This window comes from Mycobacterium sp. 050272, from assembly GCF_039023525.1.
Classification (GTDB): Bacteria; Actinomycetota; Actinomycetes; order Mycobacteriales; family Mycobacteriaceae; genus Mycobacterium.
In genome coordinates this window covers 25,793-46,120 of sequence record NZ_JBCHKV010000020.1, presented here as the reverse complement: position 1 = coordinate 46,120, position 20,328 = coordinate 25,793, and the positions used below count along the sequence as shown (strand labels likewise).

General features: G+C 65.0%; 23 protein-coding genes, 1 tRNA gene and 1 pseudogene. 10 read left to right on the top strand and 15 right to left on the bottom strand.

Annotation, left to right across the window (positions count from 1 at the left end; genetic code table 11):
• Positions 1–10: 10 nt before the first annotated feature.
• Together AAHS21_RS27340 and AAHS21_RS27335 are read right to left on the bottom strand one after the other, a co-directional pair.
• Entirely contained in the window at positions 11–817 is an 807-nt protein-coding gene (locus AAHS21_RS27340; protein ID WP_342930646.1) for an SDR family oxidoreductase, read from the bottom strand.
• Positions 814–1,692, bottom strand: coding sequence for a CoA ester lyase (locus AAHS21_RS27335; RefSeq protein ID WP_342930645.1), 879 nt, complete (start codon positions 1,690–1,692; stop codon positions 814–816). Before AAHS21_RS27335 ends, AAHS21_RS27340 begins: the two co-directional genes overlap by 4 nt.
• A gap of 189 nt (positions 1,693–1,881) precedes the next feature.
• Between AAHS21_RS27335 and AAHS21_RS27330 the strand changes: the two genes are divergently transcribed.
• From AAHS21_RS27330 to AAHS21_RS27315, 4 genes are all read left to right on the top strand, one after another.
• Positions 1,882–2,067: a hypothetical protein gene (locus AAHS21_RS27330; RefSeq protein WP_342930644.1), complete on the top strand. Its 186-nt coding sequence runs from the start codon at positions 1,882–1,884 to the stop codon at positions 2,065–2,067.
• Positions 2,068–2,316: 249 nt separating this feature from the next.
• A complete protein-coding gene (locus tag AAHS21_RS27325) occupies positions 2,317–2,505 on the top strand; it encodes a hypothetical protein (protein ID WP_342930643.1) in 189 nt (62 codons plus the stop codon).
• Positions 2,502–3,200 carry a PAS and ANTAR domain-containing protein gene (locus AAHS21_RS27320; RefSeq protein ID WP_342930642.1) on the top strand — a complete coding sequence of 233 codons (699 nt, stop codon included), beginning with the start codon at positions 2,502–2,504 and terminating at the stop codon, positions 3,198–3,200. The genes AAHS21_RS27325 and AAHS21_RS27320 overlap by 4 nt, the downstream gene beginning before the upstream one ends.
• 47 nt (positions 3,201–3,247) lie before the next feature.
• The gene (locus tag AAHS21_RS27315) at positions 3,248–4,108 is read left to right on the top strand and encodes a pyridoxamine 5'-phosphate oxidase family protein (RefSeq protein ID WP_342930641.1); all 861 of its coding nucleotides are present in this window, start codon (positions 3,248–3,250) and stop codon (positions 4,106–4,108) included.
• Positions 4,109–4,114: 6 nt separating this feature from the next.
• Here AAHS21_RS27315 and AAHS21_RS27310 read toward each other — a convergent pair whose 3' ends face one another.
• The 7 genes from AAHS21_RS27310 to pgm all read right to left on the bottom strand — a co-directional run bounded on the left by AAHS21_RS27310 (position 4,115) and on the right by pgm (position 10,607).
• Positions 4,115–5,005 (bottom strand): DUF1295 domain-containing protein, encoded by an 891-nt coding sequence (locus AAHS21_RS27310; protein ID WP_342930640.1) that lies wholly within the window; start codon positions 5,003–5,005, stop codon positions 4,115–4,117.
• Positions 5,006–5,110: 105 nt separating this feature from the next.
• Positions 5,111–5,566: a hypothetical protein gene (locus AAHS21_RS27305; RefSeq protein WP_342930639.1), complete on the bottom strand. Its 456-nt coding sequence runs from the start codon at positions 5,564–5,566 to the stop codon at positions 5,111–5,113.
• A 70-nt stretch (positions 5,567–5,636) separates the two neighbouring features.
• Positions 5,637–5,942, bottom strand: coding sequence for a hypothetical protein (locus tag AAHS21_RS27300; protein WP_342930638.1), 306 nt, complete (start codon positions 5,940–5,942; stop codon positions 5,637–5,639).
• A gap of 237 nt (positions 5,943–6,179) precedes the next feature.
• Complete coding sequence (locus tag AAHS21_RS27295; protein WP_342930637.1) at positions 6,180–7,430, bottom strand: DUF4010 domain-containing protein; 1,251 nt, start codon at positions 7,428–7,430, stop codon at positions 6,180–6,182.
• 148 nt (positions 7,431–7,578) lie between these two features.
• A tRNA-Ala gene (locus AAHS21_RS27290) sits at positions 7,579–7,651 on the bottom strand.
• A gap of 56 nt (positions 7,652–7,707) precedes the next feature.
• Positions 7,708–8,862, bottom strand: coding sequence for an MFS transporter (locus AAHS21_RS27285; protein WP_342930636.1), 1,155 nt, complete (start codon positions 8,860–8,862; stop codon positions 7,708–7,710).
• A gap of 113 nt (positions 8,863–8,975) precedes the next feature.
• Positions 8,976–10,607, bottom strand: a complete 1,632-nt coding sequence (pgm, locus tag AAHS21_RS27280; RefSeq protein ID WP_342930635.1) for a phosphoglucomutase (alpha-D-glucose-1,6-bisphosphate-dependent) — start codon at positions 10,605–10,607, stop codon at positions 8,976–8,978.
• Between the two features lie 80 nt (positions 10,608–10,687).
• On the opposite strand from pgm, the gene crcB (AAHS21_RS27275) reads away from it, so the two are divergent.
• From crcB (AAHS21_RS27275) to AAHS21_RS27265, 3 genes are read left to right on the top strand one after another with little or no spacing between them, the layout of a single operon-like run.
• Entirely contained in the window at positions 10,688–11,086 is a 399-nt protein-coding gene (gene crcB, locus AAHS21_RS27275) for a fluoride efflux transporter CrcB (protein WP_342930634.1), read from the top strand.
• The gene (crcB, locus tag AAHS21_RS27270) at positions 11,083–11,451 is read left to right on the top strand and encodes a fluoride efflux transporter CrcB (protein ID WP_342930633.1); all 369 of its coding nucleotides are present in this window, start codon (positions 11,083–11,085) and stop codon (positions 11,449–11,451) included. The genes crcB (AAHS21_RS27275) and crcB (AAHS21_RS27270) overlap by 4 nt, the downstream gene beginning before the upstream one ends.
• Positions 11,448–12,545: a DUF190 domain-containing protein gene (locus AAHS21_RS27265; protein ID WP_342930632.1), complete on the top strand. Its 1,098-nt coding sequence runs from the start codon at positions 11,448–11,450 to the stop codon at positions 12,543–12,545. Before crcB (AAHS21_RS27270) ends, AAHS21_RS27265 begins: the two co-directional genes overlap by 4 nt.
• A gap of 25 nt (positions 12,546–12,570) precedes the next feature.
• On the opposite strand, the gene AAHS21_RS27260 is transcribed toward AAHS21_RS27265, so the two are convergent.
• The 4 genes and pseudogenes from AAHS21_RS27260 to AAHS21_RS27245 all read right to left on the bottom strand — a co-directional run bounded on the left by AAHS21_RS27260 (position 12,571) and on the right by AAHS21_RS27245 (position 15,444).
• The gene (locus AAHS21_RS27260) at positions 12,571–13,629 is read right to left on the bottom strand and encodes a hypothetical protein (RefSeq protein WP_342930631.1); all 1,059 of its coding nucleotides are present in this window, start codon (positions 13,627–13,629) and stop codon (positions 12,571–12,573) included.
• 25 nt (positions 13,630–13,654) lie between these two features.
• Positions 13,655–14,281: a GNAT family N-acetyltransferase gene (locus tag AAHS21_RS27255; protein ID WP_342930630.1), complete on the bottom strand. Its 627-nt coding sequence runs from the start codon at positions 14,279–14,281 to the stop codon at positions 13,655–13,657.
• A gap of 33 nt (positions 14,282–14,314) precedes the next feature.
• Positions 14,315–15,186, bottom strand: a pseudogene (locus AAHS21_RS27250) (LLM class F420-dependent oxidoreductase).
• 90 nt (positions 15,187–15,276) lie between these two features.
• On the bottom strand, positions 15,277–15,444 hold the full coding sequence (locus tag AAHS21_RS27245; RefSeq protein WP_342930629.1) for a hypothetical protein: 168 nt from the start codon (positions 15,442–15,444) through the stop codon (positions 15,277–15,279).
• Here AAHS21_RS27245 and AAHS21_RS27240 point away from each other — a divergent pair.
• Entirely contained in the window at positions 15,443–16,009 is a 567-nt protein-coding gene (locus AAHS21_RS27240; protein WP_342930628.1) for a hemerythrin domain-containing protein, read from the top strand. The two genes, AAHS21_RS27245 and AAHS21_RS27240, sit on opposite strands and share 2 nt — an antisense overlap.
• 24 nt (positions 16,010–16,033) lie before the next feature.
• Positions 16,034–17,497: a YdiU family protein gene (locus tag AAHS21_RS27235; protein WP_342930627.1), complete on the top strand. Its 1,464-nt coding sequence runs from the start codon at positions 16,034–16,036 to the stop codon at positions 17,495–17,497.
• A 2-nt stretch (positions 17,498–17,499) separates the two neighbouring features.
• Here the strand turns inward: AAHS21_RS27235 and AAHS21_RS27230 are convergent, their stop codons facing one another.
• The gene (locus tag AAHS21_RS27230) at positions 17,500–18,327 is read right to left on the bottom strand and encodes an LLM class F420-dependent oxidoreductase (protein WP_342930626.1); all 828 of its coding nucleotides are present in this window, start codon (positions 18,325–18,327) and stop codon (positions 17,500–17,502) included.
• A gap of 104 nt (positions 18,328–18,431) precedes the next feature.
• On the opposite strand from AAHS21_RS27230, the gene AAHS21_RS27225 reads away from it, so the two are divergent.
• Entirely contained in the window at positions 18,432–19,955 is a 1,524-nt protein-coding gene (locus AAHS21_RS27225) for an NAD(P)-binding domain-containing protein (protein WP_342930625.1), read from the top strand.
• Here the strand turns inward: AAHS21_RS27225 and AAHS21_RS27220 are convergent.
• Entirely contained in the window at positions 19,927–20,322 is a 396-nt protein-coding gene (locus AAHS21_RS27220) for a DUF4267 domain-containing protein (RefSeq protein ID WP_342930624.1), read from the bottom strand. The two genes, AAHS21_RS27225 and AAHS21_RS27220, sit on opposite strands and share 29 nt — an antisense overlap.
• Positions 20,323–20,328 lie beyond the last annotated feature (6 nt).

Here is a 20,328-nt window from a genome sequence, read left to right as displayed (position 1 = left end):
AGGACGGTAATCAGTGGTAGCCCGGCAAGTCCGGCACACCGCTGGAGGTCAGCCAGCCACCGCCGTCGACCACCAGCACAGCCCCCGTCACATAGGATGCGGCGTCGCTGACCAGGAACAACACCGTCTCGGCGACCTCGGTGGTCGAGCCGGGGCGCCGCAGCGGGTTCTGAATGGCTCGGTGCTGGTCGTCGCCAGCGATTCGGCGGACGCCCTCGGTCCCCGACATCGCGCCGGGGGCAACGACATTGACCCGAACCCCATCGGGTCCCCATTCGATCGCACACGCGCGGCTGAACGCGTCAACGCCGGCCTTGGCCGACACGACGTGCGCCTGCAGCGCCATGCCCCGGTATTGGATCGCCGCACTGATGTTCACGACGGTGCCACCATGCTCACGCAGCCAAAAGTCGTACGCTGCTTTGGATACGTTGAATGTGCCCAGTAGATCGATGTCGACCACCGCTTTGAATCCACCCGCGCTCAGCTCGCTGATCGGGACCGGGAAATTACCCGCGGCGTTGTTGACGACAATGTCGAGTCGACCGAAGGCGGCCAGCACGTCCTCGACGACGACCGTGACCTGCTCGCTGCTACGGACGTCGCAGACGCCGTAAACGGCCTCAATCCCCTCTTCCCGCAACGTCCTAACCGCGGCCTGAAGATTGGGTTCCTTTCGGCTGCAGATGGCCACGCGAGCGCCATGGCTGCCCAATACCCGCGCGATCTCCAAACCCAATCCGGTGGCCCCACCGGTTACCAGCGCCACCTTCCCTTGCAGCAAGTCCGCCCGAAATGGGCCCGGGCGCAATGTCATTGGGATTCCAGTTCGGCGATGAGGTCGGCCAGGTTCAGGATCCGCTGCGCGTCACGCACGTGCAGGCTTTCGATCATGCGGCCATTCACGGTGATCACGCTGTTCCCCGCCGCCTGGGCCTGCTCATACGCCCAGACGATCTCGCGGGCATCGGTCAGCTCTTTGTCCGACGGACCGAACAATTCGTTGGCGGGGGCAACCTGGGACGGATGGATCAAGGTCTTGCCGTCGAAACCCATCTCGCGGCCCTGCTGTGCCTCGGCCCGCAAACCCGCTTCGTCGTCGATGGCGTTGAATACGCCGTCCAAGATGGACTTGCCCGCCGCTCGCGCACCCAACACCGCAAGCGCCAACGCGGGTACCACCGGTGCACGTCCGGGCACATGCAGACCATGCAGGTCGTTGACCAGGTCGTTGGTGCCGACCACCAGCACGGTCAGCCGATCGCTGGCCGACGCGATCTCCTCCGCCCGCAGGATGGCCCGCGGCGTTTCGATCATGGCCCACAGCTGCAACGACTGCGGCGCACCGAGCGCATCAAGGGCATCGGCCAGCGTTTGGACTTCTTTTCCGGTCTCTACCTTGGGCACCAGCACCCCCTCGGCCGCCGAACCGGCCACGGCGGCGAGATCGTCCTCGTGCCAGTCGGTGCCCGCGCCGTTGATACGCACCACGACCTCGCGAGGTCGATAGCCGTCTGACGAGACCGCCTCGCACACTTTGGCCCTGGAGCCGACCTTGGCGTCGGGTCCAACGGCATCCTCGAGGTCGAAGATCAGCACGTCGGCCGGAAGCGATTTCCCCTTTTCGAGTGCGCGATCTTTGTTGCCGGGGAGATAGAGAGCTGATCGGCGCGGGCGCGGCGTCGGTGCCATGAGGTTAGCGTAGAGCTCTGGCGTCGTCGGCCCGGAAAGTGGTGGCGGCCCGCATTGCGAAATCACCACGAATTTGTCGCACAATTCGCGTCATTGTCGCGACGCGCGAAATAGGGCAGTGAGAATCCGCGTTGGCAGGTTTATGCTGGTACTCGCGGCGTAGTGCCGACCAAAAAGATAGGTCGAAGCATGAGCACTGACAAAGTCAATCGCGGCATCTTGCTTACGATGGTGGCGCTCGTAACGATCGCCTACATCGCGCTTTATGAGCAAGCCTCAACCAACTTCAGGCTGTATGTGCCACTCTGCGTGGCGGCCTTAGTGGGATTGCTGATACACGACGCGGTGAACAGCCACAAGCCTCGCAGGCACTGAGGCAATACCCAAGCCGGAGAACGGGGTTCGAGCCACCGATTCGATCCCAACGGTTTGTCAGCCGACCTCGGCCGCGATCGCGCCCGGGCCCCAGCCGCGGGTCGGTGATCACAATCACCCATCCGTGGGACACACAGCTCCGAATTCCGAAATATGAGTCAACTCCAGCGTGCCGATGACCTGGCGGTGCGAGTCTTTTGGTTTCTTGGCGACCACTGGCTCGGCCACCGATCCCCCACGGATGAAGAGATGGCCGAGTTGAGATCCGCGGCGTTTCGATTCTCGGAGGAGAAACACAGCAGTGACCCGCTGGTATCGAAGGCCAGCGAGATGGCCGACGCGGTCCTGGAGTTGATGTCCCCGCTCCGCACGGCGGACAGCGTGGCGAAGCTGAAGGACGCCAGCAACGCTTACGAGCAAGTGAGGCTTCGCCGATGACCAGACGGACCGTTAGTCGCGTTGATCTTCATTCGTCGCCGGCAAGTGCCGACGACATCGGTGCCGCCCATGGTCTGGCTGCGGTCTCCCCGCGGGCCGTGGGATGGTTCCGCTTCTACTTCGATGACCAGCGCTGGGAGTGGTCCGAGCAGGTGCAACGGTTGCACGGGTATGAGCCGGGAGCCGTTACGCCGACAACCGAGCTGGTGCTTTCGCACCAGCATCCCGATGACCGCGATCGAATCGCCGCGACCATCGACGCGATCACGCACATCCGTGGGGCGTTGAGCTGCCGGCACCGCATCATCGACACCGGCGGCGTTGTGCGCTGGGTGGTCGTCATCGGAGATCAGTTCTTGAATAGACGCGGTGAAGCGATCGGCACCCACGGCTTCTACCTCGACGTCACCCCGGCGCATCACTCACGTGAGGACACCATCACCGCGCGGTTGGGCGAGATAGCGGACAAACGTGCGCCGATCGAGCACGTCAAAGGCATGCTGATGCTCATCTACGACCTCGATGAGAAATCGGCTTTCGATTTACTCAGCTGGCTGTCCCAGAAAAACAATGTCAAATTGCGGGTGCTGGCCGAACAAATCGGTGTCGCTTTGCGGGCGACCGCGGCGAGCGCAATGGTCGATAGAACCATTTTCGACCATGCGCTGATGACCGCGCAGCGTCGCGCCGATTAGGACGAAACACCGGGAAGTTCTGCAGCGTCGGCGGCGTTACTCAGCGCGTGACAGTGACGGGCTTTCATGAGGGTGAGGTGGCCACCCAACGCCGAGCCGGCGTCGAAATGGCCGCAAAACGCCTGGAAACCATGCTGGGAGCCCAAGGCTTGTCCGCGGGCGGCGCGCAATTCCTGACAACTCAGCGTTTTGCCGCGATCACCGGACGCGACCGCCGGGGCGTGCTGTGGGTCTCCCCGTTGTCGGGGCAGCCGGGGTTCCTGCACGGCGGCGAAGACACCTTGCGGATTTCGGCTGTTCCGCGCGAGGGTGATCCCCTGCAGCGGATGCCGGTCGGCCAACAGATCGGATTGATCGCCATCGATTTCGCCGCCCGGCGCAGAATGCGCATCAATGGCAGCCTCACCGAGAGCGACGATGCGAGCATGACGGTGCACGTCGACCAGGCGTACGGCAACTGCCCTCAATACATCCACCGGCACGACGTCAACGTCGCTGCCCTCACCGCCCCTCCCGAAAACCTGAGCCAGACAACGTCTTTGAGCGACAGTCAACAGGCAACCATCGAGGCCTCGGACACGTTCTTTCTCGGTACCACGCATCCCACCCGGGGCAGTGATGCCTCGCATCGCGGAGGTGCACCGGGATTTGTGCGGGTCGAGAGCGCCGAGCGGCTGTGGTGGCCGGATTACCCCGGCAACAACATGTTCAACAGCTTCGGCAACCTGGCGGTCGACGACGAGGCCGCCCTGCTGTTCGTCGACTTCGCCACCGGCGCCAGCTTGCAGCTGTCCGGTACCGCCCAGGTGGAGTGGACCCGCCTCGGCGCCGAGGGTGACGACGGCGGCGTGGGGCGGCGCGTCGCATTCGCGGTCGGCTCGGTTATCGCGTCGTCACCGGTCGCGTAATTCCCTTTAAGCCTTCGCCTTTCGGGGCGGGCGGGGCAGGAACCGGGGCACCCGGTCGATGACGTCCTGATAGGACGGGCGACGTTGCAGGCTGCGCTCTTCCATCATCGGAATGCTCGCGCCCAGGAACATCGCCAGCATCGCGACCGCTCCCAGGATCAGCCACCACCAGTCCGCGGGCGCCGCCGCGATACCGAACAACGCAACCGCCAGCCAGAAACTGAACTCGCCGAAATAGTTCGGGTGCCGCGACCAGCTCCAGAGGCCTCGGTCCATCGCCGCACCAACCTGTCGCCGCGCGACGAACCGGTGCATCTGCACATCGGCGACGAGCTCCAGCGCGACGGCGGCCACGCCGACGACGAAACCAACCCAGCTGAGCCACACCCACCCCGGGCCGGTCCGGGTGACCGCGACGTATGCCGGGACCATGCCCAAAAATACCTCCAACGTCGGAATCAAGTGGATCGCGGACAGGTCGGCCAGAAATTCCCAACGGCCGGCCCGCTGCTTGAACATCGGATACCGCCAGTCCTCGTGGTGTAGGCCCGGAAACGCATAAACCCAGTTCGCTGTCAGCCGCACGGCCCACAGCACCACAACAACGGACAACAGCGAGCACCGCAGCTGGTCGACCGCGGGTGACACGCGGCTCCACCAATAGAACAACAACAGCGGCGGAACGACGCTCCAGTAGGCGTCGTAGAAGCTCGAATTGCGGTAGGCACGGCTGAATGCGAAAACCACGACAGTAGCCAGCACGTCGGCGATCAACGTATCGAGCCAGAGCTGCCCGGTGCCCGGCCCCCAGGTCAGCCATATTGTGGCCACCGCGAGGGCGACGAGGTACGCCACCGTGACTAGCCCCAGGGACCGCGCCTTACTGATCGTTGCCATGGTCGCAGCGTAGCTAGCAGGACTCGGCCGACTTTCTCCGTTGCGTGTCCCAGCCGTGGCGAGCCGCGGCCTTCTGCGACAGGGATGTGTTGAGCGGAGCGGCCGTCAACTTAGGTCTGTGGCCAGAATGGCGTCGACGGTCTTCATGTGTAGATTGGCCTGCTGCATAAACGAATCGGCTCGCTCTAAATCGGCTGAGGTGCTGTTCGGCCCTAATGACATGCAGATGTGCATCGCCGTATGAGCGTCGTCGATCTCTGATTGCAACGCGGTAGTCAGTGCCGGGTCCGGCGTAGGCAGGTGGGCCTGGAGGTTGACGCTCAATTCGTCGTGAGCCAATGAACACGCCGACCGGAGAGCACCGATGTCGTTGGCGGCGATCGCGTCGATCACCGCCTGCATGTAGTTCCTCGTATTGTCGAAGTGCTCTTTGGCCTGTGAAAACCACTCTGGGACACCAGGGTAGACGGCGCTGGCGGTAGCAGATGTCCCGACAGCGGAGAAAGCCGCAGCGGCTAAAGCTACGCCACCCAGGAACCGGTGATACGTGTGCCTGGCCATCAGCGGACCTCCCCTTCGTCGGGTCGTGTTTTGGACTAGCCAAAGGTTTGTGTGGACGCCCCTGGGTAAATCAGCGGCCTACGAGCCGTGACCCATCACCCGAGCCCACAGGTTGCGCACTTTGCCCGTTTGTCGCAAACAAATCCGACTTATCTAGTGGCTCTTGAGGTTTGGATATCCACCCGAAATACCCGAGCACCAGACCAAGCACCGAGTAAATAGCGGCCTCGGTCCACATGAATTTGATGCCCCACCGTCTGCTGAAGAGGATCGGCTCATCGACGATGCCCTGATCCGTCGCAACGGCATACGCGGCGTGAGCATAGGCCAGCGCGGCAAATGCTCCGGAGAAGAATTTGCAGACTTCGCGCTTCATGTTGTCTTTCCTTTCACTACCGAGCGGCCACTGATGACCTCATAGGACCACGGATGCTCCACCCCGTTGCGCAGCCGCTGATCATAAGCCGACTCGATTGCCATGCGGCCCAATAGGTCCGGTTTGTATCCGCGCCGTCGACACACACCTCAGAGTGCTCTGGGAGAAGGACCGGCGACAGGGTCACAAGTCCTGACTACACGGGCCTTTCGATCACACGTGGCCGCAGCTCCCGGCTCACACCACGAGTACCGCCGCGGTCAGGGCGACACCGAACACCACGGCCGGCACGGCCATGGCCCCAAGAAAACCAAGCCCGAAGCGACGACCGCCGGCGGTGAAAGCCAACACCGTCTTGACCAGCAGGTTGGAACCCAGCGCGGCGGCCACCGCGACCAGCGCGGTGTCGACGGTGATGTCCCCCTTGGCAGCGAGGCTGGCAGCGGCAACCGCGCCGGCGTGGGCATCGGCGAGACCCGCAGCGAAGGTCGCTAGCACTACCCCTTTCGGGCCGAGTATGTCGGCGCCCCAACGACCGACGAGCAGGGCGAAGGTCAGCACCGCGGCCAGAATGAGCGCGGGCCGCAACGCGAACGGCCGACCCGCCTTGGTCGCCCCGACTTCCTGGTCCTGCGCGGCATTCTGGCGGTGTGTGCCACCTCGGTAGACGACGGCGGCGGCGCCCACCAGCACGACCGCTCCAGCGACCACCGGAGGCCATAGCCGGCGCAGCACTTCGACGTCGACGAGCGCAATCACGATGAGCAACTGCACGAAGGTCGCGAGGCTCGCGAGCAGTGCACTGGCGAGCGGTGCACGCATGCTGGTCGCCGTCCGGCTGAGCCGTCCCATCGACGCCGTCGTCGCCGTCGCCGAGACGAACCCGCCTGCCAAACCGGTGACGAGCACGCCCCGTTCGGGCCCCAGGGCCCGAACACCGATGTAGCCGACCCAGCCGATACCCGTGAGCAGTACCACCAGCAGCCACACCTTCGCCGGGTTCAGTACGCCATACGGCCCGAGCTGCTGATCCGGCAGCAGCGGCAGGATCACGAGCGCCACCACAAAGAACTTGATGGCGTCCTCTACTTCGACGTCGCTGACGATCTCGCGGGCAAAGCGATGGATGCGAGCCTTCGACACGAGCAGGCCAGCGACGACCACGGCGATGGCCACGGCTACCGCCGGGCGTGTGTAGGCGAGCGCGCCGAGCAGATAAGCCGCGAGTGCGGCGATCGCTGTGGTAGTTCCGGGATCTCGTTCGCTGCTGCGAAAGTAGGCGAGCGTCATCAGCGCCCCGACGACAACGAGGCCGGCCAGCACCGCCCACTCGCTGAAGCTGGCGGTGATGGCTCCGACCAGCGACAGGAGCGCGAACGAGCGCGTTCCAGCAGGGAGCCTGCGGCTGTGGCTGCGTTCGCGCTCCAAGCCGAGCAGCAACCCAATGGCCAGCGCCACCAGGAACGGCTGGATTTGCTGCCAGCTCACAACGACTCCCGTCCAGCAGACCAGTGCGTTGCGGCCCAGAATAATTCACGTCGGGTGCCCGCGAACCAAACCTGAAGCGGGAAAGCGACGGCTCGGCCCGCGAACCAAGAAACCCGCCCCAACCGAAGTCAGAGCAGGTTCCCGTTTGTGGAGCTAAGGGGATTCGAACCCCTGACCCCCACACTGCCAGTGTGGTGCGCTACCAACTGCGCCATAGCCCCAAGAAGTTGTGCCAATCGAAGCTACACCACTGGCAACCGTCCTTCAAAACCGCTGGTCAGGCAGCATCGAGCTCCGGTTCAGACGCTAGTTCCAGCGCGGGCCGTGTTTCCGGTGACACCATCCAGCCGATGGCCGCGATCAGCAGCACAGTCCCGCTGATGGTGAAGTCCCAGCCGAAGCTGAGCCGTGCGGCCACCCAGCCGACCGCCATCGCGCCGATGATGGCGCCGAGATCGGAGAACATCTGCACTGCCGCCACCGGGAGGCCGGCGCGCGCCTGATTGCCCAGGATGTCGGCGACGGCAGCCTGCATCGGGGACATGTAGATACCGGTCGTCGCGCCGATCACGAATGATGCGACCAGAAACACCGGCAACGACGCTACGACGCCAAGGCAAGCGGTCGCCACGCCCGTGGTCGCCAGGCCGACGATCAGCAGCGCGCGCCGTCCCATCCGGTCGGACAGATAGCCGCTGGGGATGACGGCCAATGCGTTGCCGGCCGCGAAAGCCGCGAGGACTACACCGGTGATTCCGACACTGCGGTGCATGACATCGGTGACGAAAAGCGGCACCAACGCGACACGGAGCCCGAACGCCGACCAGCCGGTCGCGAAGTTGGACAGCAAGGAGGACCGGTACGCCCGGGATCGCAACGCCTCACGCATCGTCACCGTCGAGCGTGTCGGCTCCGACGGCGCGACCAGCGCCGAGTCCCGCAGGCTGAAGTACAGCACCAACGCGACGCCCAGCATCATGACGCCGTAGACGATAAACGGGGCGGTCAGGCCCCATCCGGCCGTCAAGCCACCGACCGCGGGACCGCCGACTGCGCCGATCATGAACGACGTGGTGAACAAACCCGCAACCCGTCCCCGCGCGTCCGGCGGGCTGATGTGAATCATCAGCCCCAGCGCGGCGACGAAGAACATCGTCGACCCGATGCCGCTGAGAGCCCGGAACGAAAGCAATTGCCAGTAGTTTTCCGAGAACGCGCACGCCGCGGTGGTCACCCCGACGATCAGCACACCGTTGATGTAGACGCGCCGTTCACCCCAGCGCTGCACCAACAAGCCACTGACCGGTGCGAAAAACAACCTGGCCACCGAAAAGACGGCGACTAGGAATGTCACCGCCTCGATATCGACTCCGAAGGTCCGTGCGAAGGTGGGCATGGCGGGCGAGATAACGCCGTATCCCAGCGCAGCCATTACATTGGCCCAGCTGAGGATCCAAACTTCGCGCGGCAACTGGACGGGACGGGATCCGCGCCCCCCTGCGCGGCCACGACAGAGGGTAAAGGTCACCCGATGACTTTATTAGGTCATCCAATAACTTTATTAACTACCTCGCGCGCGCTTTCTTGCACCTCGGCCAAATGCTCGGGTCCGTTGAAGGATTCGGCGTAGATCTTGTAGACATCCTCGGTGCCCGATGGCCGCGCAGCAAACCACGCATTGGCGGTCGTCACTTTCAGGCCGCCCAGCGCGGCGCCATTGCCCGGCGCGGCGGTCAGCTTGGCCGTGATCGGCTCCCCCGCCAACTCGGTCGCGGTCACCTCGTCGGGCGACAGCTTGGACAGCCGGGCTTTCTGCTCGCGGTTGGCGGGCGCGTCGACCCGCGCGTAATACGGAGTGCCGTACTTGTCGGCCAGCGCCTGATACCGCTGCGACGGCGTGGATCCGGTGACGGCCAGAATCTCGGAAGCCAACAGCGCCAGCGTGATGCCGTCCTTGTCGGTGGTCCACACCAATCCGTCACGTCGCAGAAACGACGCCCCCGCCGACTCCTCGCCGCCGAATCCGATGGTGCCGCCGATCAGGCCGTCGACGAACCACTTGAATCCGACCGGCACCTCGACCAGTTTGCGTTCGATGCCAGCGACCACCCGGTCGATGATCGACGAGCTGACCGCGGTCTTGCCGACCGCGATGCCCGCCGGCCAGGACGGCCGGTGGGTGTAGAGGTAGTCGATGGCCGCGGCCAGATAGTGATTGGGATTCATCAACCCCGCGTCGGGGGTGACGATGCCGTGGCGGTCCGAGTCGGCGTCGTTGCCGGTGGCGATTTGATAGCGATCCCGGTTGGCGATCAACCCAGCCATCGCATTCGGGGAGCTGCAATCCATCCGGATCTTGCCGTCGTGGTCGAGCGTCATGAACCGCCACGTCGCGTCGACGAGTGGATTGACCACGGTCAGGTCGAGGTTGTGCCGTTCGGCGATGGCGGCCCAGTAGTCCACGCTTGCCCCGCCCAGCGGGTCGGCGCCGATCCGCACCCCGGCCTTGCGGATCACGTCGAGATCGACCACGTTCGGCAAGTCGGCGACGTAGGCGTCCATGTAGTCGTGGCGCTGGGCGGTCTGCAGCGCGCGCGCCAGCGGCACCCGATTCACACCAGAACCACCGTCGCGCAGAATCTCGTTGGCACGCTTGGCAATTGCGTTCGTCGCGTCGGTGTCCGCCGGGCCGCCGTTGGGCGGGTTGTATTTGAAACCGCCATCGTAGGGCGGGTTGTGCGACGGCGTCACAACGATTCCGTCGGCCAGCGCATCGGTGCGGCCACGGTTGTAGGTGAGGATGGCGTGGCTGACCGCGGGAGTCGGCGTGTAGCGGTCGGCCGAGTCGATCATGGCGACCACGTCGTTGGCGGCCAGCACCTCGAGCGCTGACACCCATGCCGGCTCGGAGAGGCCGTGGGTGTCGCGGCCGATGAACAACGGGCCGGTGGTGTCGTGCGCGGCCCGGTATTCGACGATCGCCTGGGTGATCGCCACGATGTGGGCTTCGTTGAACGCGCCATTCAGGGCCGAGCCGCGGTGACCGGATGTGCCGAAGGCCACCTGCTGCGCAACGTCGTCGGGGTCGGGTTGGATGGTGTAGTACGCCGTAACTAAATGGGATAGGTCGACGAGGTCTTCGGGCTGGGCCGGCTGACCGGCTCGCGGGTTGGCCATGTCTACAGATTGTGCCCGTGTCGGACGCGCACGTCGCTCTACGCTGCGTAGCGCATTGGCAAACGAAAGGGAACCAACCGGTGGCACGACCTGACTATCGCGAGTTGGGCGCGGTTTTTGCCGGCGGAGCGGTGGGCTCGATCGCCCGCGCGGCGCTGAACACTCTCGCCCAACCAGACCCGGCGAGGTGGCCGTGGCCGACGTTTGTCGTCAACATCGTGGGCGCCTTCTTGGTGGGCTATTTCACCACTCGCCTGCTGGAGCGATTGCCGCTGTCGAGTTATCGACGACCGCTGCTCGGCACCGGATTGTGCGGCGGTTTAACGACTTTTTCGACCATGCAGGTCGAGACGCTGAAGATGCTCGAACACGGCCACTGGCTGCTGGCACTGGCCTACACCGTCTCCAGCATCGTGCTCGGGTTGCTGGCTGCACACCTGGCGACCGCGTTGGTGCGCCGGGTGCGGGTGCGCTCATGACGACGTTCTTGGTATGGGCCGGGGTCGCACTGGTCGGCGGCATCGGTTCGGTGTCACGGTTCCTGGTGGACCGCACCGTCACCCGCCGGGCGGCGCGGCCTTTTCCGGTTGGCACGCTGGCGGTGAACATCAGCGGCGCCGCACTGCTCGGATTCCTCGGCGGCCTGGCGTTGAGCAAGGACGCGGCATTGCTGGCGGGCACCGCGTTCGTCGGCGCCTACACCACCTTTTCCACCTGGATGCTGGAGACTCAGCGGCTCGGCGAAGAGCGGCGGATGTGGGCGGCGACCGCCAACATCGTGGTCAGCGTCGTGCTCGGCGTCGCGGCGGCGTTGCTCGGACAATGGTTGGCGGAGCAGCTATGAACCAGCCCTGCCTGAAGTTGACCGCATACTTCGGCGAACGCCAGCGCGCCGTTGGCGACGCCGGACGCTTCCTGGCCGACGCGATGTTCGACCTGTTCGGCGCCAACGATGTGGCGACCAGCGTGATGCTGCGCGGCATCGCCAGTTTCGGGGCGAGCCACGAGCTGCGCAGCGACGTGTCGTTGAGTCTGTCCGAAGATCCCGCTGTCGCGGTCGCCGCGGTCGACGTGGAGCCGAAGATCCGCTCCCTGGTCGACGAAGTCGCCGCGCTGACGGGCCGCGGGCTGCTGACGCTGGAGCGGGCGCGGCTGATCACCCGGCAACAGGGTACCGACGTGCTTGGCGACTTCGACGCGCACAACGGCGATGCCGCGAAACTGACGGTGTATGTCGGCCGGCAAGAGCGCGTCGCCGGGAAAGCAGCATATTACGCGGTCTGCGAACGGATGTATCAGCACGGATTCGCCGGTGCCATAGCGCTTCTCGGCGTCGATGGCACCGTCCACGGACAGCGCCGGCGGGCGCGATTCTTCGGCCGCAACGTCAATGTCCCGATGATGATCATCGGCATCGGGTCGACTGAGCAGGTTTGTGCTGCCGCAACGGAATTGGCCGACGTGCTTGCCCAACCTCTGCTGACGGTCGAACGGGTGCGCTTGTGCAAACGCGACGGTGAGATGTTCGCCCGCCCCCAGCAGCTGCCGATGACAGACGACCAGGGACGCACCCTGTGGCAAAAGCTGATGGTGTACACCGCCGAAGCCACCCGGCACGACACGTTGCCGATCCATCGCGCCCTTGTGCATCGCCTGATGCGTTCGGGAACGGCGCGTGGCGCCACCGTGCTGCGCGGCATGTGGGGATTTCACGGAGACCATAAACCGCACGGGGACAGACTGTTTCAGGTTGCGCGGCGGGTTCCGGTGACGACCATCGTCGTCGACACGCCGGACTCGATCGCGCGCAGCTTCGACATCGTCGACGAGCTGACCGGCCGCCACGGGTTGGTGACCAGCGAAATGGTTCCGGCGGTGCTGTCACTCGACGAGACGCAGCGCCTGGGCGACATCTCGTTGGCCCAGCACGACTACTGACGCCAAACCGGTTGCGGGACAGCCTCTAACGGCGCGGATGACACGGCGGAATGAGGGCTTTGTCCTCATCGATCAGCTGGCTGACGAGGCCGTGGTAAGCATCTCGACGAGCAAGCATCTCGTCGGTGGACTGGGTCGCGAACGAGTCACGTCGCGCGTCGGTCACCACCCCCACCGCATCGGTGGAAATCTTGGCGATGCGGTGCAGGTGCGGTGCGAGATCGGGCGATGACACCTGCTGCGAGTACGCGACGAGTCGATCCGACCAGTCCTGGTACTTGTCCAGGCCGGGGCCGCCGGGCGTGATCAACGAGGCGTCGAGCATGTCGGGGTGCTCGTGGATGAACCCCACGACCGCGTCGGCGGTGCGGCAGTCCCGGCTGGGCTGGCCCTGCCGATACACCGCGAAAACTGCTCCGGCCACCGCGATGACCACAACGACGACAAAAGCCAGCCGAAACCGCCGATTCGGCGGCGGCGCTGCGGAGTCGTGCGCCTGAGCCAGCACCGAAAGCGCTTGCGGGCTGGAATCGGCCGCCGAACGCAGTAGCTGCAGACGTCTGGGCAACTCGCGCACTTTGTACATCGCCCAAGCCATTCGAGCCGACACCAGCAACGCCAACCCGCTCCAGGTCAGCCCGGCCCGCGTGTCGTTGCCGACGAATTCCAGCACCGCCGCGACCACCCATAGAGCGGGGACGACCCATGAAGCCCTGCGCTGCCATGCCGGCACTCGGCGCTGGTACGCCATCGAAAGGTCACCGATGCGGATGGCGGCCGCCAACACGGCCGGGTCCGACGGCACCTCACCACGACGCAGCGCCCTGACAGCTTGCGATCGCTGCGCCAGGTCCAGGCCGGTCACGGTGCGCGCGTAGCTTTGCTGAATCGGGCGCCGGGCGCGCGTCAACAGCGCGGTCACGATCAGGCTGAACACCAGCACCCACAGCAGCGGCCAGGCCCAGCCGGCGGCCCCAAAGCCGGGAAGCCCCAGCCCACAGATCACCGACAGCGTGATCGTGAACGTTGCCGCGTTCACCAACCACAGCACCCACCACGGCGCCACCACAAGCCGAGCCCACATGGCTATTCACTTTCGCAGAGACAGCTCAGCACTCGCGGGCCCGGGGCACGTCGTCTGGCGTGCGAGGCAAAACGTACAGCGCCATCCGCCGGTTGGACATGTCGTGCTCGCCGAGATAAACGCAACCACCCCGCTCACAGAACTTGCGCGCCAAGACGTTGCGGTGGTCGGGATCGAACATGATTCGGCGACATTGCGGATCAAGGCCGAAGATGCTGACCAACAAATGCGGCAGCAGGTAGCTGACGTGTCCCTGACTTATGTAGTCCAAATCGGCCACCGCGACGTGCAGGCCCAAATCGTGGGGATCGTAGTCATATCTGGCCGCGATGGAATCCTTTGCTGCCCTATAAAGTTCGAGGTACCCGCGGTCGACCCCCTCCAAGCTGGCCAGCAGGGGGCGAGAGAAGCTGCTCTCGAGTTGCGCACGCAGGTAACGGCGCCAGCGCTCCGGCGGCCAGGGATACTCCCACGATTCGGCCAGATGCGGTCGGTTCATCCATTCGGAGATCGTCTCGGCGTCGGCATCCGGATCGACGAGACGCAAACCGTACGGCTCGGGCAATTGCGGCATCGGCGGCGGTGCGACATTGCGGACCTCGGCGCTGATATCGGTCAGTTGCCGGGGCAGGATCACTTCAAAGTCTGACATGTCTTCCGCGCAGCCTACCCTCATCGCCGCAGGCTAACCGCAACTTTTGAGCCACCGATCGGCAAGCGCGCCAACCCAGCCGGCGACCGCGTCCGCGCCTTCGGGCGGAGTCGCCACGAGGACCAATTCGTCGACGCCCAATTCAGCCAATCTGTCGACATCGCTTTCGCGCGGACTGCGCAGCGCCACCGCCACCGCAGTTCGGCACGGTCGCGACCTGCCTGGGCGCACAGTCGACTCAGCGTGCCGACGCGCTCGCGCACCGCCGCCACGTCGTCGAGGTTGAACCCGTACCAGCCATCGCCCCAGCTTGCGATCCGCTGTAGTGCGGGATCGCTGTTGCCCCCCAACATGATCGGGATGCGACGATCACGAATTGGTTTGGGATTCACCCGGATCGAGTCGAAACCGACGAACTTCCCGCCGAACGACGCGACGTCGTCGCGCCACACTGTGCGCATCGCGGCAACGTATTCCGCCGTGCGCGCCGCACGATGCTCGAAAGGCACTCCAAGAGCAGCGAATTCCTCTTTGGACCACCCGATCCCCACGCCGAGGGTCAACCGGCCGCCGCTCAACCGATCCAAGCTCGCCGCCTGCTTGGCGACTACCACCGGATGGTGCTCGGGGAGCAGTAAGACGCCCGTCGCGATGGTGATCCGCGACGATGCCGCCGCGGCGAACGCCAGCGCGATCATCGGGTCAAGCCAATCCGCTTGTGCCGGAACGGCAATAACACCGTCGTCGGAGTACGGGTAGGGCGAGGCGGATCGGTCCACCATGACGACGTGCTCGCCCGCCCAGAGCGTGGCGAAACCGCATTCGTCCGCGCTGGAGGCCAGGGCATCGATTACCGCGCGGTCGGCGCCGGCCCCGATTCCCAATGCGTGCAATCCGAGCTGCATCGCACGATCGTCGCACGCCAAGTTCAGCGGCCGTTGAGCAACTTCGCCAAGACCTGCGCGTGGCTACCGTCGAGATCGCGGTAACCAGCGTCACACCCGGATACGGCGTTTGGCGCTGATTCCACCGGCGTAGCTAATGCAGAAAAGGGTGCTGATCAGCACACCGGCGTTTATGTAGGCCTCACCCGGGTACGCGTTACGGACGGCGCCCAGCCCGGCTCCGAAAGTTTTTACCGCCCTGATTCCGGAGGTACCCATGACCGAGATGATCATCGAATCCCCCGACGAAGTGATCGCATTTCTCAAAGCGCAGCACAATTTGATCGAGGACATGTTCGATGAGGTGCTGCTCGCGTCGGACCCCCAAGCACGTGAGAAGCCGTTCGCCGCTTTGCGTCAATTGCTGGCCGTTCATGAGACCGCCGAGGAAATGGTGGTACATCCTCGGGTCCGGCGCGAGGCCGATGCCGGCGACGCAGTCGTCGATGCTCGACTCGAAGAGGAGCACGAAGCCAAGGAGCTGCTATCGCAAATCGAAAAGCTGGACATCACCTCGAAAAAGTTCATCGACGAACTCACCAAATTGCGAGAGGCAGTTCTCGATCATGCGGCAAACGAGGAGAACAACGAATTTCCTTTCCTGGAAAAGGTTCTGGACGCAGACGATCTCAAGCGCATGACCACCGCGGTCAAGGCGGCCCAGGCGATCGCCCCGACGCACCCCCACCCCGGTGTGGAATCGGCGAAGTTGAATTTCGCGCTCGGACCGTTCGCATCGATGCTTGACCGTGCTCGCGATGCGCTGCGTCAAGTCATCGGCTAACTCAATGCTCGTAGGCTGGACGACGTGAGTGTTGCGTCGGAGATCCGCGTCCCCCTGCAAGACCGCTTCGCCCGCGAACTGCCCGAGATGGCTGTTCGCTGGCAGGCCGAGGCCTCCCCGGACCCGCGGCAGCTCGTGCTCAACGAGTCGCTGGCCACCGGACTAGGTCTCGATGCGTCCTGGCTGGTCGGACCCGACGGCCTGCGATTTCTCGTTGGCAACCTGTTGCCGCCCGGCGCGGTCCCGGTCGCACAGGCCTACGCCGGGCACCAATTCGGCGGCCTACAGCCGCGGCTGGGTGACGGACGCGCGCTGCTGCTGGGAGAGCTGTCCGACCAGCTCGGACGAATTCGCGACATCCACCTCAAAGGCTCGGGCCCGACGCCGTTCGCGCGCGGCGGCGATGGTCTCGCGGCGGTGGGCCCCATGCTGCGCGAGTACGTGATCAGCGAAGCGATGCACGCGCTGGGCGTACCGACGACGCGCTCCCTGGCCGTGGTCGCCACCGGGCGACCGATACAGCGCGAGACACTGCTGCCGGGCGCCGTGCTCATTCGAGTCGCCAGTAGTCACCTCCGCGTCGGCAGCTTCCAATACGCAGCCCTGACCCGCGACGCCGACTTGCTGCGACGCCTCGCCGACCATGCGATCGCACGCCACTATCCTGCGGCGGCCGACACCGGCCATCCTTACCGCGCGCTGTTCGAAGCGGTGGTCGGTGGCCAGGCCCGCCTGGTCGCGCGATGGATGCTGATCGGATTCGTCCACGGGGTGATGAACACCGACAACACCACGATCTCCGGTGAGACGATCGACTACGGTCCGTGCGCGTTCATGGAGGCCTACGACCCCGACACGGTCTTCAGTTCGATCGACCACTGGGGCCGCTACGCATACGGCAATCAGCCCGCCATTGTCGGGTGGAATCTGGCCCGGTTCGCCGAGGCCCTGCTTCCCTTGCTTGCCGACAACGTCGACGAGGGAATCGCGTTCGCCGAGCAGGCCTTCGGGGTATTTCAGACCGAGTACGACGCCACATGGTCGTCGGGCATGCGTGCCAAACTCGGCTTGCCCGCGGACACGGACGCAGCGATGCTGGCGCCGTTCGTCGACGAATTACTGCGCATGCTCAGGGAAAGCCGCGTCGACTACACGTCCTTCTTCCGCCACCTGGGCTCCGCAGCCCGAGGGGATGCCGAACCCGTCCGCGGTCTATTCATCGACCTCGCCGGCTTCGACGAATGGTTGTCGCGCTGGCGCGGGTTGGGCCCCGACGCCGAATCGATGGATCGCGCCAACCCGATCTACATTCCGCGCAACCATTTGGTCGAGGAAGCCCTGGCCGCCGCGACAGGGGGCGATCTCGACCCGGTGCGCCAGCTGCTGGACGTGGTGGCCGCCCCATACGACGAACGGCCCGGCCTCGAGCGCTACGCCGAACCGGCTCCCGAGGATTTCGGTAACTACCAAACCTTCTGCGGCACTTAGCTTTAGGCTAATTTCGAGAATTCGGCTTGCAGCTCGTCCAGGTGTCGCAGCGTCTCGTCCCGAGGTTCGGTCTCCAGCTCGACCAGCACGTGCTCGACGCCGAGATCGCGGTAGCCCTCAACGGCTTTCGCCGTCGAGTCCCCCATGTGCATGTTGATCAACGGCACGTCGTGCCCCACGGTGGCGCGTAGTTCTTCGAGCTGGCTCGACAGCACGTCCGGTGACGGTGCCATCGGAAGCCACCCGGCCTTCAACCGGTCGATACGTTTGAAACTGGCTGGGCCGCCACCGATGTACAGCGGCGGGTGGGGTTTCGTCAGCGACTTCGGCCACGCGTAGATCGGGTCGAAGTTCACAAAATCTCCGTGGAATTCCGCCGTTTCCTGCGTCCAGATCTCCAGCATCGCGCCCAGCCTCTCATCGGCCACACGCCCGCGCACCGCAGGATCGACGCCGTGGTTGGCAGTCTCTTCACGCAGCCAGCCCACGCCGACCCCGAAACGAAAGCGTCCCTGCGACACCCGATCCAGCGACACCACTTCCTTGGCCGTCAGGATCGGGTCCCGCTGCGGAACCAGGGCGATGCCGGTGCCCAGAACCAAGTTCTCGGTCGCCACCGCTGCCGCGGTCAACGCCACGAACGGATCCAGCGTGCGGTGGTACTTACGTGGGATCGGGCCGCCCAACGGATAAGGGGTCTTGGCGTCGACCGGGATGTGCGTGTGCTCGGCAAGGAACAACGCGTCGAACCCCCGCTCCTCGAGTGCTCTGCCCAGCTCGACCGGGCCGATCCCCTCGTCAGTGACAAACGTCAGGACACCGATACCCATGCTCTGCTCCCTTGGCCGATTTACGGTCATCAGTCAACCCCATCCCGGCCCGGGTGTCACCGGATCAGATTCCGGATGCGCCGAAGTCGTGCGACAGTTCTCCGATGACGAAAGACGTTGCGGTGATCGGCGCCGGGCCGAGCGGACTGGTCGCCGCGCGTTGGCTGTTGCAGCAGGGATTTGAGCCGACGATCTTCGAGCAAGCTCCGATGTTGGGCGGGCAATGGGCCGGCCTGGACGGCCACAGTGGCGTCTGGCCGAGCATGCACACCAACAGCAGTCGCACCGTCACTGCCTTCAGCGACCTCGACCACACGACGGACCACGTCTACTTAGCCAATCGCGAGGTTCTGGACTACCTGCACCGCTACGCCAACACGTTCGGGCTAACCCCACGTATGCGCCTGGGCACACGGGTCGAACTGATCAGCAGGAATGGAGTCGGCTGGGTCGTGACCTACGCCGGCGCCGAGGAACACTTTGACCGAATTGTGGTGGCCAGCGGGCGATTTCATGCCCCCACCATCCCCGCCGTGCCGGGACTTGAGACCTTCTCCGGCTCGGCGGGGGCCATCTCCTCTTATCACTACCGTGGCGGATTGACCTATCGCGGCAAGCGAGTTCTTGTCGCGGGCTGCGCGATCAGCGCCCTGGAAATCGCCTCCGAAGTCGCCGAACTCGGTGCGGCACGCGTCGTCGTAACTCAGCGACGGCAACGCTACATCGTGCCGAAGTTCGCCGCCGGCGTCCCGTCCGACAACCGGCTCTACACCCGGTACGGCGCCTTGGCGACCGAGGCCCTGACCGCGGCCGACGTTGACCAGTTCCTCAAGGAGATCGTCGTCGGCGCCGCGGGCAGCCCGGATCAGTACGGAGCACCCGCGCCCGATCCCTCGTTGTCCGTGGCCGGTGTGACGCTGAGTCAGCACTACCTTCCTCTCGTGGCCGAGGGCCGAATCTCCGTGCGCCCGTGGATGAAATCCGTCGCGGGCCCGACCGTGACCTTCGCCGACGAGCGTGCCGAGGATTTCGACGCAATCGTGTTCGGCACCGGCTACCAACTGCGTCTGCCGTTCCTCGGTGAGGACATCCGGGCGGTCCTCGACCTCGACGCGGTGCACATGAATGCCGACCGCTACACCTTTCATCCCGACCTTCCCGGCGTCGCGTTCATGGGCCTGTGGGACCAGTCGGGCGGATACTTTGTGCCGCTGGAACTTCAGGCTCGGTGGATCGCGTACACATGGGGCGGCACGATCCCGCCAATCAGTGTGGGCGCCCAACGGTCGGCGATCGACGCGTACCGCTCCGTGCGAGGAACGCCGCAGAAAACCCGGATGGACCTCGCGGCACTCACCTTCGCCCGGGCCGCCGGGGTCGAGCCCGACCTGAATAACTGGCCGCAGCTGCGCCGCGCGCTGCTATTCGGTCCGCTGGCGCCGAGTTGTTTCCGTCTCGAGGGACCAGACGCATTGCCCGACGCCGCCGAGCGATTCGCCCGCGATGCCGCGCGCTTCGGTGCGATCACTTCGAACGACATGACTGAGCGCGAACAGCGCAATTGGTTGCGGGTCCGAGCCGCTGGCGCGGTGCCGGGGCTCAGCCCTCCGGGGCTCCCACCGATTTAGGTCCGGGCCGCGCCGCGCCCCACAACCCGACGCCGATTCCGATGGCGGCGCCGCCGAGACCGATCAGCTGCTGCGATCGTTTGAGCTCGTTGTGGACACTCAGCCCGCCCAGCAGATCTGCCGCGTCGGCCCCACCGGATGCCAGGAACCAGCCGCGAGTGTTCTTGCCGCGCAACGCCGCCGACAAAAGCAGTCCGCCGATCAACGCATCGCGGTAGCCCATCGAGCGCAGCAGCAGTCGAGCCGTCGGGGTCGGCTCCCCCGGGTCGCCCCAGAGCTTGTTGGCACCGAGGGGATCGACGAGAAAATGAACACCTGAGGCGAGTCGGATACTGCCCGCGATGAGCGCGGCACGGTCGATCGGCATGGCCGC